At 60.0% G+C, this 12,164-nt stretch carries 12 protein-coding genes; 5 read left to right on the forward strand and 7 right to left on the reverse strand.

Annotated elements, in window-relative coordinates:
• Positions 1 to 179 precede the first annotated feature (179 nt).
• From ACWTV1_RS01745 to dut, 3 genes are read right to left on the reverse strand one after another with little or no spacing between them, the layout of a single operon-like run.
• A complete protein-coding gene (locus ACWTV1_RS01745) occupies positions 180 to 911 on the reverse strand; it encodes a DUF3159 domain-containing protein (RefSeq protein ID WP_100388887.1) in 732 nt (243 codons plus the stop codon).
• On the reverse strand, positions 908 to 1,516 hold the full coding sequence (locus ACWTV1_RS01750) for a DUF3710 domain-containing protein (RefSeq protein WP_498503870.1): 609 nt from the start codon (positions 1,514 to 1,516) through the stop codon (positions 908 to 910). Before ACWTV1_RS01750 ends, ACWTV1_RS01745 begins: the two co-directional genes overlap by 4 nt.
• On the reverse strand, positions 1,513 to 1,977 hold the full coding sequence (gene dut, locus ACWTV1_RS01755) for a dUTP diphosphatase (RefSeq protein ID WP_498503871.1): 465 nt from the start codon (positions 1,975 to 1,977) through the stop codon (positions 1,513 to 1,515). The genes ACWTV1_RS01750 and dut overlap by 4 nt, the downstream gene beginning before the upstream one ends.
• A gap of 69 nt (positions 1,978 to 2,046) precedes the next feature.
• Here dut and ACWTV1_RS01760 point away from each other — a divergent pair, with 69 nt between their 5' ends.
• Positions 2,047 to 2,502 carry a DUF3093 domain-containing protein gene (locus tag ACWTV1_RS01760; RefSeq protein WP_498503872.1) on the forward strand — a complete coding sequence of 152 codons (456 nt, stop codon included), beginning with the start codon at positions 2,047 to 2,049 and terminating at the stop codon, positions 2,500 to 2,502.
• Here ACWTV1_RS01760 and ACWTV1_RS01765 read toward each other — a convergent pair.
• Entirely contained in the window at positions 2,477 to 2,770 is a 294-nt protein-coding gene (locus ACWTV1_RS01765; protein WP_100389298.1) for a DUF4193 domain-containing protein, read from the reverse strand. The two genes, ACWTV1_RS01760 and ACWTV1_RS01765, sit on opposite strands and share 26 nt — an antisense overlap.
• A 200-nt stretch (positions 2,771 to 2,970) precedes the next feature.
• Here ACWTV1_RS01765 and sepH point away from each other — a divergent pair, with 200 nt between their 5' ends.
• Entirely contained in the window at positions 2,971 to 3,981 is a 1,011-nt protein-coding gene (sepH, locus tag ACWTV1_RS01770) for a septation protein SepH (protein ID WP_498503873.1), read from the forward strand.
• A gap of 70 nt (positions 3,982 to 4,051) precedes the next feature.
• On the opposite strand, the gene ACWTV1_RS01775 is transcribed toward sepH, so the two are convergent.
• Positions 4,052 to 5,089 carry an alkaline phosphatase family protein gene (locus ACWTV1_RS01775; protein ID WP_498503874.1) on the reverse strand — a complete coding sequence of 346 codons (1,038 nt, stop codon included), beginning with the start codon at positions 5,087 to 5,089 and terminating at the stop codon, positions 4,052 to 4,054.
• 114 nt (positions 5,090 to 5,203) lie between these two features.
• Here ACWTV1_RS01775 and ACWTV1_RS01780 point away from each other — a divergent pair, with 114 nt between their 5' ends.
• Positions 5,204 to 7,663, forward strand: coding sequence for a DNA gyrase/topoisomerase IV subunit A (locus tag ACWTV1_RS01780; protein WP_498503875.1), 2,460 nt, complete (start codon positions 5,204 to 5,206; stop codon positions 7,661 to 7,663).
• Between the two features lie 143 nt (positions 7,664 to 7,806).
• Here ACWTV1_RS01780 and ACWTV1_RS01785 read toward each other — a convergent pair whose 3' ends face one another.
• Entirely contained in the window at positions 7,807 to 9,885 is a 2,079-nt protein-coding gene (locus ACWTV1_RS01785; protein WP_100388880.1) for a DNA gyrase/topoisomerase IV subunit B, read from the reverse strand.
• A gap of 219 nt (positions 9,886 to 10,104) precedes the next feature.
• Between ACWTV1_RS01785 and ACWTV1_RS01790 the strand changes: the two genes are divergently transcribed.
• Complete coding sequence (locus ACWTV1_RS01790; RefSeq protein ID WP_100388879.1) at positions 10,105 to 10,323, forward strand: DUF7455 domain-containing protein; 219 nt, start codon at positions 10,105 to 10,107, stop codon at positions 10,321 to 10,323.
• A gap of 74 nt (positions 10,324 to 10,397) precedes the next feature.
• On the forward strand, positions 10,398 to 11,399 hold the full coding sequence (locus ACWTV1_RS01795; protein WP_498503876.1) for a sugar-transfer associated ATP-grasp domain-containing protein: 1,002 nt from the start codon (positions 10,398 to 10,400) through the stop codon (positions 11,397 to 11,399).
• Between the two features lie 61 nt (positions 11,400 to 11,460).
• Here the strand turns inward: ACWTV1_RS01795 and ACWTV1_RS01800 are convergent, their stop codons facing one another.
• A complete protein-coding gene (locus tag ACWTV1_RS01800; RefSeq protein ID WP_498503877.1) occupies positions 11,461 to 12,159 on the reverse strand; it encodes a coenzyme F420-0:L-glutamate ligase in 699 nt (232 codons plus the stop codon).
• Positions 12,160 to 12,164: the final 5 nt, after the last annotated feature.

Here is a 12,164-nt window from a genome sequence, read left to right on the forward strand (position 1 = left end):
TCATCTCCCTTGCTACGGTTCTTCAATCCTTGCGCGGAGCGTGCGCTGCATCCAGCAAGGCAAGCCTAAGACTGAATCGCAGAAACTGCGCTGCGACTTGCGTCAAAAGTATCTTGACGTCGAGATAAATATACACCATGGCGTTTCGGCGAGCTGGTCGCCACGGCGACAACTTCGAACTACTCGGATGCGCTTCGTCCGTAAGCCGTGCGCATCAAGAGCCACGTTACCCAGAGCACTCCCGCGTACAGCGGAACTCCGAGGAGCAGCTTCGCCGTAGCCAAGGCCTGCGTCGCTTCCGCGAAGTACAGCGGCAACTCGACTCCGAGGCGAACCGCGAAGAGAGCCGCCCAGAGCACGGTGGCGATCAAAGCGACCCGAAACTTGGCCTTGTCTTCCAACCAGTCCGAAGCGCTCGGCACGAGGAACGTGGCGATTAGCCCGACGAGCGGCCGTCGAGCAATCACGCTGACGATGATGGCGGCAAGAAAAACAGCGTTGATGATGAAACCGAGCACGAAATTGTCTTCCGCTCGTCCGGTGATGAGCGCGAGGCCAGCCGAGAGCGCGACACCCAAGACACCGACAAGGGCGGAAGATACCGGGGTACGCGAGATGAGGCGTGCGAGAACGAAGCCCACCGCAACAATCACTGGTGCCACAACGGAAGCGACGAGCTCCTGAGTGATTGTGAAGATGACCAGAAAGGCGAGGCCGGGCAGAATCGACTCCACTAAGCCACGGATGCCGCCCATCGCGGCAAGCAATGCACCAGTTGTTGGTGCCTCACCTGGCGCCACCTGACCGACGGCGGACCGGCGAGCCGCGGCTGCTAGCGCTTCACGAACACTGGGCTCGACCCCGGCACCTTCGGCACCGGACTCCCCCTCGTGCTCGTCAGCCGAACTCACGCCTTGGCTTCTTTATCACCCGTCGCCGGCATGTGCAGCGGGATGAGGTCGCGCGGTGGCATCGGGGTGTTACCGCGAATCACCACAATCGAGCGGAAAAGATCTTCGATCTTGGTGGCGGCATCCGCACTGTTCAATGCCTCGCCGGCGATCACGCCGCGAAGGAACCAGCGTGGCCCGTCAACACCGACGAAACGGGCGATGCGCTTCTCCCCCGGCTTACCAGCAACGGGAATTTCAGCGAAAACCTCGGGGCCGAACGGTCCCTCAGAGACCTTCGTCGTGCCGCCCTGCGTGTGCACCTGGTCGATAATCTGCTGGCGAATCTCATGCCAAAGACCACTCGAGCGGGGCGCAGCAAAAGGCTGAATTTGGAGCGTTGATCCGGCGTAATCAAGCCCCACTGCTACGACGCGCTTGCTCGCTTCCTCTACCTCAAGGCGGAGGTGCAGCTCTTGACGGGGAAGAATTTTGACGCCACCCAGGTCGACGTAGGGGCGAACAGCGTTCGCTTCACCCTCATCGAGAGGACCATCGGTGGCGCGATTCTCCGGTGCCGATTTGGGTTGATCCTGCGGCTGCTCGGTATCAGTAGTGTCGCTCACGACGTGGCTCCTTGTTGTGTTGACTCTGCACGGAATCCGGTCGAGCCGAAGCCCGCCTCACCGCGATGGCTGCCAGGAAGAGCCGATACGGGAATGAATCGAGCTCGGGAAACTGGCATAACGATCAATTGCGCGATTCTATCGCCCGGCTCGATCTCGAAAGTGGACGAAGCATCAGTATTGAGCAACGTAACCCGAATTTCACCCCGGTAGCCCGCATCCACTGTTCCCGGGCTGTTGACGATGGTGATGCCGTGGCGCGACGCGAGGCCACTCCGGGGCACGACAAAGGCAACATACCCATCGGGAAGGGCGATAGAGACTCCTGTAGCAACGGTTTCCCTCGCCCCCGGTGGGAGCGAGTAGCTTGCCGCCGAATACAGGTCGGCGCCGGCGTCTCCAGGATGCGCGTAGGACGGCGTCTGGCCGGATGAGATAAGCACCTCTACGTTGTCAATCACGAGTCGAGGCTAGTGCAGAAGACCCAACTCGCCGAAACGCACACAGCAAAATCAGTGTGTAATGGATGAGTGACTTACTACCGTGAACGCTTGTGGCCCACCGCGTGGCTGTACCTCAGCACCGCACTCATCATTCCGGCCAGCATTTTGGTCTCCTTGCCGATCAACATCACCGTCGGCTACATCACCGCCGCAGTGCTCTATCTCGCGATTGTCGGCTTCTTGCTGTGGTCGGCGCCGCTCATCACGATTGATGACAAAGAATTGCGCGCCGGAAGTGCTCGCCTTCCGATTGAAATCATCGGAGAGGTCACGACGTTTGACGGCACCGAGGCGACTCTCGAACGCGGGCAGCGACTGGATGCGCGGGCCTGGTTGATGATTCGAGGCTGGGTGTCGCCAGTCGTGCGCCTTGAACTACTCGATGAGAGCGACCCGACACCGTATTGGTTGTTGTCGAGCCGCACTCCCGAATTGGTTGCTGAAGCGATCGCAGAGGTTAAGCTGCGCACTCCAGGCAGATAGCGCCGAGCTTCGTGGTGTGGTCTACCTGCGAGCGGTGCTTCACCAGGAAGCAGCTCACGCAAGTGAATTCGTCAGCCTGAGGAGGCAGAACAACCACATCGAGGTCGAGGTCAGAAAGGTCTGCGCCGGCAAGCTCAAAGTTTGCCGGGTTGTCTGAGTCGTCGACGTCAACCGAGCCCGACATTTTGTCAGGAACACGCTCTTTAAGAGCCTCGATCGACTCGGAGTCGTCGTCGGTCTTACGAGGTGCGTCGTAGTCGGTGGCCATGCCCATCCACTTCTTTTTTACGTTGAATCACCGGAATCGGCGGGCACAGTCTCCATGAAAGCGAGACGAATTGCAAACCGCGGATTCTGCATCACTGTGCAGCGCCTGTGATAACTGTTCATGGGGGCGTGTTATTCCCATGAATTCCACCCAATGCGTGCGAACCTAAAGGGGAATCGTGAGGGCTGGAGAAGTTCACTATGGAAGACCTTCGGGTAATCGAAGTACAAGACGGTGCACTGATCGTGTCGAGTAACGACGGCACCCGGTATCGTCTCGCTGTTGACAGCGTGTTGCAGTCTCGACTGCGCCAAAGCCGCGCCCTCTCGGGAACGGGCCCCAAGTTGGCTCCCCGCGAGATTCAGGCCCACATCCGTGCCGGCATGTCGGCCCAGGATGTTGCGAACCTCACCGGCGCCGACCTCGAATACATCGAGCGCTTCGAAGGACCGGTCGTCGCCGAGCGCGAGTTTGTCGTCAAGTCGGCCCTCGCTGTGCCCGTCCATGTTGCTGGCGAAACCGACTCGCTCACCTCCACACGAACCTTCGGATCCGCTATCCGCGAACGCTTAGCCGACATGAGCGCGGCTGACGAGCGCTGGGCGAGTTGGAAAGATCCCGAGTCGGGGTGGATCGTCAAGCTTTCGTTCAGCGCAAACACCATCGATCACGATGCGCGCTGGCAGTACGACCCCAAGCGTCAGTCACTTTCCCCGCTCAACAACGAGGCGAAGACGCTGTCGCAGCAGGGCGAAGTGAGCGGGGCCCTCATCCCCCGCCTCCGTGCCGTAACGCCCGCTGAAGGCGCTCCGGATGCTGCACGCTTCGATAGCGGAGCGTTCGACATTGACGACCTGGGCGATGACCCCGCTCCTATTCGTCCAGCGGAACTGCCCGTTATGCGCGATCGCAGTGCCGACGCAGGCGTCGGCAACCAAACCGCAGATTTGCTCGATGCTCTCCGCCGCCGTCGTGGCGAACGGGAGCCCGCCAATTTCGATGCCGAAGAAGAAGAGCCTGTGCCGACAACCAGCACCGAACCTTCAATGCGCCTGCTTGACCCACCGGCAGCGGAAGAGCGTCACGATGCTCCCGCGCCTCCCCAAGCAACGGCACCTCAGCCGACGGCAAAGTCACGACGACGCCGCGTTGCGATGCCCAGCTGGGACGACATCGTCTTTGGCACAAAGCCGGACGACGACCCGGCCTAGCCTGCCCCAACCCAACGCGGCCAGACACGACCGCGAGGTGCGGGCATAGCAGCACCGACACACGATGGACCTAGAGCGCGAATGCTCCGAACCTCAACAGCGGCACTCGGAGCTCTTCATCCGACCACGATCCGTGCTGGCCGATCATGTTGCGCGCCTTGTCGTTAGCTGCGCGCGAATCGTAATAAGCGATCCCCTTACGGGCGGCGACGATGATGTCGCCGATTCGAGCGATCACTTCCGGATCAACGTCGCCGAACCAGCCCGCCGCAATGGCCTCATCTCTGCTGACGACCCAGGCTCGACCGCCTTCGGAGTCGCGCCAGCGTTCGAGAACTGTGGCGCGGGCATCCACATCAAGACTCGCTTCGAAGTGGAGTTGGAGGCAGCGAGGCTCGCCAGCAATGTGGGCGATGCCCTCTAGCAACTCTGGTGCGGAATCAAACAGCACATGCGACTCACGAGGGACATCGATCATCCCGTGGTCAGCGGTGACAAGGAGGCCCTGATCAGCAGAGAGCTCTGGTACAGCAGATGCAAGCGCCGAGTCGAGAGATTCAAGTGCGTGGGTCCATTGTGGCGATTGCCACCCGTTCGCATGACCGGCCATATCTAGTTCGGGCGCATAAACGTACGTAAGTGAGGGTCGATCGCTCGTGTGACCAACTTCTACCGCGGCGCGAATCCGCTCAGCCAGCGAACCGGCGACAACGTAACGCGCGCCGCGTAAGACAGCCTTCGTGAACCCCGAATCCCGGTAGCGTGCGGCTCCTACGGTGACGACGGTATAGCCACGCTCCGTCGCGCGCTCGAAGATCGTCGGAACCCTCTGCCACGTGGCGGGGTCGGTGAGAGCATCCCACCCCGAAAGCTGCTGGAAAACTCGATTGTTCGCCGGATCAAAAGCGCTGTATCCCACTAAGCCGTGCTGGCCCGATCGCTGCCCCGTCGTGAGTCCGGCAATGGCTGACGCCGTCGTTGTCGGGAACCCGGACTGAATCACGGCGGCTTTGGAGAACGCGCCGGCAAGCGTGCGGGCATGCCCCAATCGCGCTTTCAGGTTGTGAGCACCCATTCCATCGACGAGCAGCACAACAGCGTGCCGCACGGGAGGCAGGTTTAAGCGGTTGCCCTCGCCTGTGATTGCCTGAAATGAACTTGACAACACATCGGTAAGGTTCGCTGAGTCTGGGTTGAGCGCCGGTAACATTAGGGCAATCCTATGGCTACTCCCACAAAACCCACCCCAGACTCCCCTGCCGGCGAACGCATCGAAGACATCGATGTCACGACCGAGATGCAGGGCTCGTTCTTGGAGTACGCGTACTCCGTGATCTACTCCCGTGCGCTTCCCGACGCACGCGACGGCCTCAAGCCGGTTCAACGCCGAATTCTTTACCAGATGAGCGAGATGGGGTTGCGCCCCGAAAAGGGCCATGTCAAGTCCTCGCGCGTCGTCGGCGATGTCATGGGAAAGCTCCACCCCCACGGTGACGCCTCCATCTACGACGCCATGGTGCGACTGACGCAAAGCTTCATCCTGCGAGTGCCGCTGATCGATGGCCACGGCAACTTTGGTTCATTGGATGACGGCCCCGCTGCTCCCCGGTACACGGAAGCTCGCTTACAGGCATCCGCTATCGCGATGACGGATGACCTCGACGAAGACGTCGTCGACTTCGTGCCCAACTACGACAACTCGACCACGCAGCCCGAGGTTTTACCTGCGGCGTTCCCGAACCTGTTGGTCAACGGTGCGAGCGGCATCGCCGTGGGTATGGCCACCAATATGGCTCCCCACAACCTCATCGAGGTCGTCGGTGCGGCGCAGTATCTTCTAACGAACCCCGATGCCTCGCTCGAAGAACTCATGCAGTTCGTTCCTGGACCCGACCTCCCCACCGGAGGAACGATTATCGGCCTCAACGGAGTGAAGGATGCGTACGCGAACGGCCGCGGAGCCTTTAAGACCCGCGCCAAGGTCGCCGTCGAGTCGATCACTGCCCGCAAAATGGGCCTCGTCGTCACCGAACTTCCCTACTTGGTCGGGCCCGAGCGCGTCATCGAGAAGATCAAAGATGGCGTCAACAACAAGAAGATCGTTGGCATCTCCGATGTCACCGACCTCACCGACCGCAACCACGGTCTGCGTCTCGTCATCGGCATCAAGACCGGCTTCAGCCCGGATGCCGTACTCGAGCAGCTTTACCGCCTGACCCCGTTGGAAGATAACTTCAGTATCAACGCGGTCACGCTCGTTGATGGTCGCCCGCAAACTCTTGGACTCAAGGCTCTGCTCGAGGTCTTCCTCAAGCACCGCCTGCAGGTTGTCACGCGGCGCAGTAAGTACCGCCTTGCGCGCCACCTTGAGCGTCTTCACCTCGTTGAAGGCTTGCTCATCGCGATCGTCGACATTGACGAAGTGATCCAGGTCATTCGCCAGAGCGACGACAGCGACCAGGCTCGCACGCGCCTGCGCGAGGTTTTCGATCTCAGCGAATTGCAGGCCGAGTACATTCTCGAGCTGCGCCTGCGTCGTCTCACGAAGTTCAGCCGTATCGAGCTGGAGGCCGAGGCCGAGAAACTGCGCGCAGAAATCGCTCGTCTTCAGGCGCTGCTCTCGGATGACAAACTCATCCGGGCCCTCGTCTCAGAAGAACTCGACGCCGTTGCGGACAAGTTCGGGACCCCGCGACGCACGCTGCTCACCGAGGCGCCCGCCTCAATTGCGACGACGTCGCGAGCTGCAGCGCGTAAGAATCAGGCCGTGCTCGAGATCGCCGATGAACCCTGCATCGTCTTGCTCTCCACGACGGGCCGGATCATCCGAGTCGGCATCAGCGAAGGCGACACGGTTTTGGCGGCGTCACGCCGGTCGAAGCACGACGCGATTCGCTCGCGTGTCACCACGACGACACGAACTGAAATCGGCGCGATCACAAATCGCGGCCGCCTCATCCGTTTCACAGCCGTGGATCTACCGAGCGTCCCGACCAGCTCTGTTCAGCTGGGGGCTGGCGCAAAAATCAGTGAATACCTCACGCTAGAGAAAAAGGAGCGAGTTCTCGCGATCGTGTCTCTCGATAGCGACGAGCCCATCGCCCTCGGCACCCGCCAAGGCACTGTCAAACGCGTCACGCCCGGCGTCTGGCCGTCGAAGCCCGAATTCGAGATCATCTCCCTCAAACCTGGTGATGAGCTCGTTGGTGCGGCTCATAGCGTGGATGATGCAGAACTCACGTTCGTGACCTCCGACACTCAACTGCTCCACTTTGCTGCCTCGGCGGTGCGCCCGCAGGGTCTCAGCGCGGGAGGAATGGCAGGCATCCGGGTAAGCGCCGGAGCCGAGGTTATCTTCTTCGACGCCGTGGATGCCGACGCAGAAAACGTCGCGGTGACGGTGTCGGGCTCGAGCGTCACTATTCCGGGCACCGACCCCGGCCGCGTGAAGCTCAGTGAGTTCTCACAGTTCCCGGCCAAGGGTCGCGGCACCGGCGGTGTTCGCGCTCACTCGCTACTCAAGGGCGAGGACGTCCTCACGCTGGCGTGGGTCGGCCGAGTTCCCGCTACGGCGGTCGGACCCGATGGAGCAGTACGGCAGCTGCCCACCGAGCGCACGAAGCGCGACGGTTCGGGCGTACCTCTCGACAGCGTGATCGGATCGATCGGCTTCACGCCGTAACCGCTACCAACCGCGCGACACCGCGCCCGCAACGACCGAGGGCCGTTACCTGATTTGTTCAGGTAACGGCGGCCCTCGGTCGTTGAAGATCGATTGCTCGACACGCCGCCAGGGGGCGATGAACACCCACGGCGACCCCTGAGCTAGACGTCGATACGGTCCCGATCGAGACCTTGCCCCTGGATGATGAACTCCTTACGAGGAGCTACCTCGTTGCCCATGAGAAGCTCGAAGACCGTGCCAGCGTTCTCGGCATCCGCGATGTTGACGCGACGAAGAACACGGTTGTTGCGATCCATAGTGGTAGTCGCCAGTTGGTCGGCATCCATCTCGCCCAGACCCTTGTAGCGCTGAATCGGGTCTTGGTAGCGCTTGCCCGACTTCTTCAGCCCCGCGAGAACTCCGTTGAGTTCCTTCTCCGAGTACGTGTAGATCGTTTCGTTTGGCTTGGAACCCGGGTTAATCACGACGACGCGGTGCAGCGGTGGCACGGCAGCGTAGACCCGCCCATCGCGAATCATGTCAGGCATGTACCGGAAGAACAGCGTCAGTAACAGCGTACGGATGTGAGCACCGTCGACATCGGCATCCGCCATGATGATGACCTTGCCATAGCGAGCAGTAGACAGATCGAAGCTGCGCCCTGAGCCCGCACCGATGACTTGGATGATCGACGCGCACTCAGTATTCGACAGCATGTCGCTAATCGATGCCTTTTGAACGTTGAGAATCTTGCCGCGGATCGGGAGCAACGCTTGGTACTCGCTATCGCGTCCGAGCTTTGCCGTGCCGAGTGCTGAATCACCCTCGACGATGAACAGTTCACTGTTTGCAACGTCGTTGGAACGGCAATCGACGAGCTTGGCCGGAAGGCTGGAACTCTCGAGAGCATTCTTGCGACGCTGGGTTTCCTTGTGAGCTCGCGCGGAAATACGCGACTTCATCTCGGCAACGACCTTGTCGAGAACGAGAGCCGCCTGCGACTTGTCATCGCGCTTGGTGGAGGTGAAGCGTTCAGAAAGGGCGGCCGCGACGACCTTGGCCACGATCGCGCGCACAGCCGGCGTTCCCAGAATTTCCTTGGTCTGACCCTCGAACTGCGGTTCCGGAAGTCGGACCGTGAGCACGACGGTGAGTCCGGCAAGTACATCGTCTTTGTCGAGCTTGTCGTTGCCGAGCTTCAGCCGGCGCGAGTTCTTCTCTGTCTCTGCCCGCAGGAACTTGAGCAAGCTCTGCTCAAATCCGGCGAGGTGCGTTCCACCCTTCGGCGTCGCGATGATGTTGACGAAGCTCTTGACCACCGTGTCATAGCCGGTGCCCCAACGAAGCGCGACATCGACAACACAGTCTCGCGATACTTCGGTCGACACCATGTGCCCGTTGTCTTGCAAAACCGGCACGCTCTCGGTGAAGCCGCCCGAACCGGTCAGTCGCCAAATATCGGTGATGGGCGGATCAACTGCGAGGTGCTCAACAAACTCCGAAATTCCACCCTCGAACGAGAACGACTCATGACGAGGTTCTTCGCCTCGCTCATCCGACACGTTCAAGGTGAGATTAGGCACGAGGAATGCTGTTTGACGAAGGCGGTCGATTAGTCCATCTGACTGGAAAGTCGCGCCCTTCGTGAAGATTTGACGATCGGCCCAGTAGCGCACTCGCGTACCAGTACGCCCCTTAGGCACCTTGCCGATAACGCGAAGCTCACTGCCCGAGACAAACGGGGTGAAGGGAGCATCCGGCGTCGGTTCGCCCGAATCGGCAAAAGTACCTGGCTCGCCACGATGGAACGACATGGCGTAGGTCTTGCCGTTGCGGTCGACTTCAACATCGAGGCGCTCCGACAACGCGTTAACGACCGAAGCTCCAACACCGTGGAGCCCACCAGACGCTGCGTAGGATCCCGAGCCAAACTTGCCACCCGCGTGCAGCTTGGTGAAAACGACCTCGACGCCGGTCAGGCCAGTCTTGGGCTCGACATCCACGGGAATACCGCGCGCCTTGTCACGCACTTCGACACTCTCATCGGCGTGAAGGATGACGCTGATCTCAGAACCGTGACCATCGAGAGCCTCGTCAACCGAGTTGTCGATGATCTCCCAGAGACAATGCATGAGTCCCCGAGAGTCGGTGGACCCGATGTACATACCGGGACGTTTGCGAACGGCTTCAAGCCCCTCTAGCACGGATAGGTGACGGGCTGAATAGTCAGAGCTCGCCATAGTAATCTCCTAGGGTTTGAGAACGGAAGGCCACATTCAAGACTACGTTCTCCGCACGACATTGCCGCTCACCGACACCCATCACGCTGTGGCCGCGGCCGACCTTCAGGATGCGGTACGCGCTGAGCGAAATGCCCGCAATGTAGGAAGAATCTTCAGGCGCTCATGCTTGTATAGGCGTACGGAATAACAACCGCAAGCAAGAAGAAGGAGTAGGCCATGTCGAACATTGCAACAGAAGACACCCCAGTCGATGAGATGGACTACACCCTCACGGCGATCGATCGCTGTGACAGTTGTGGCGCGCAGGCGTACATCCGCGCGACCCTCGCCAGTGGCGACCTCCTCTTTTGCGCCCACCACGGCGCTAAGTTCAAAGACAAGCTGTTTCCCACCGCGCTCAAGTGGCACGACGAGTCCAGCCGTCTGACTGCCTAAGCTTTCGTTCAGCATCATCAGATAGTTAGCTCGCTTGCCGGCACGTGTGTCGGTGTGACCTTCGTAGGAGAACTGTGAAGCGCATCCGACACTACGTGTCGCGTCTTGTCTCGCTCGACGTAAAGAACATGCTCGCTGTGGCCCGGGCCATCAGCTCGCGAAGCCGCACCCCCGTGTTCTTCATCCTCATTGACATGGTGTGGTGCTCACTCGTCTACCAGGCCGGCTACCTCGACTACGAAGAGTTCGAATTCAACGTACTGAGTCGCGCCGAGCGCCGCACCTGGATCACTAGCGGCAACGCGAATTCGATCGTCGTCAAGTACAACCAGCGCGATTTTCGCGAACGGTTTTACGACAAGCCCACTTTTAATAAAACCTTCGACAAGTGGCTCGGGCGTGCGTGGCTCGACCTCAGAACCGCTTCAGAAGGCGAGTTTGTCCAATTCGTCAAGAACCACGATCCAATCATGGTCAAAGTCGTCGACAGCATGAGCGGTGCAGGGATCGAGAAGCACAGCGGCGATGACCTCAACGATGCTCATGCGCTCTATCGCGAGCTCATGGACAAACGGCAATTCCTCGTTGAAGCCTTTATCGAGCAGCACGAGGGCATGTCGGCGCTGTGCCCCACTAGCGTCAACTCTTTGCGCATGATCACCTTCTTCGATGGCACCGAAGTTCACATCATGGAGGCTGTGTTGAGGATGGGAAACGGCGCCGATGTCGACAATTACGGTCGCGGCGGCATGTACACGGTTCTCGATGAGAAGACCGGCATCGCTCCCTACGGCGCGTTCGACAAGTACGCCAACACCTTCACTGAACATCCCCAGACCGGCACCCCGATCGTCGGTTTCCAGGTGCCGCTCTACGACGAAGTTCTTGCGACGCTCGACACCGTTGGCCGAGTTATTCCGGAAATTCCTTACGTGGGCTGGGATGTCGCTATCTCCCCCACCGGGCCAGCGATTATCGAAGGCAATTACAACACTGGCGTGTTCCAGATGAAGCCGAGTCTCACAGGCATCAAAACAGGGCTGCTTCCCAAGTTCCGCGAGGTAATCGACTTCTAGAGGCTCACGCGGAGCCTTCTCCGATCTTCCGTACTTCGGAACAATCCCTAAGCGTGACGGCCTAAGCGCGACGGATAACACCGAGCGGAGTGCTCTGGTGATCCTGCCCGAGAGGGTTATCCTTCAACACCTTCAGCACGAGTTCGTTCGTTGCTTTAGTAGCGGTCGACCCTAGGATGTTGCCACCGAAGTCGTTGATGTCAACGACGAGCACGTCGATCTTTCGACCGAGCGCAGCAGCAATGTCTGCGGCAACACCATCCGGACGAGTCGGGCCGAGTACGACGTGGGAGTCATACGGCGGGATCGTGTTTTTCGTCGGTCCATCGATCGCTCGCGCCTTGGGCCCTGCAATCCGGTAGAAGTCACCGCGACGGCCCACGAGCTTCGTGATAGCGGCGACGGCTGCAGCGAACAGGATGCGCGGAGTACCGCACTCGCGCAACGCCATCTCCATGGTCTCAGGCATGCCGAGGCCAATGCCGTGAGATGTCTTAGTCACGTACTTCGACAGGAAAGTCGCAAGTTTGCGCGGCTCCACCTCAGAGATCGGGTAAGCCCGCCCCTGTGTGATTCCGACAATCTTTTCCGTAACGAAGAGCAAGTCTCCATCGCGCACGACATCCGCCGCGTACTCCGAGACGACCTGAACGATGTCGTCTTCACGAACCACCAGTCGAGTCTTAATGGGAAGCCGTTCGTAAACGGCACCATCGACCTCGACGGTGAGACTCTTACCAGCGTTCGCTTCAGCACCCATTGTTG

Source organism: Salinibacterium sp. VpJ6 (genome assembly GCF_059767345.1).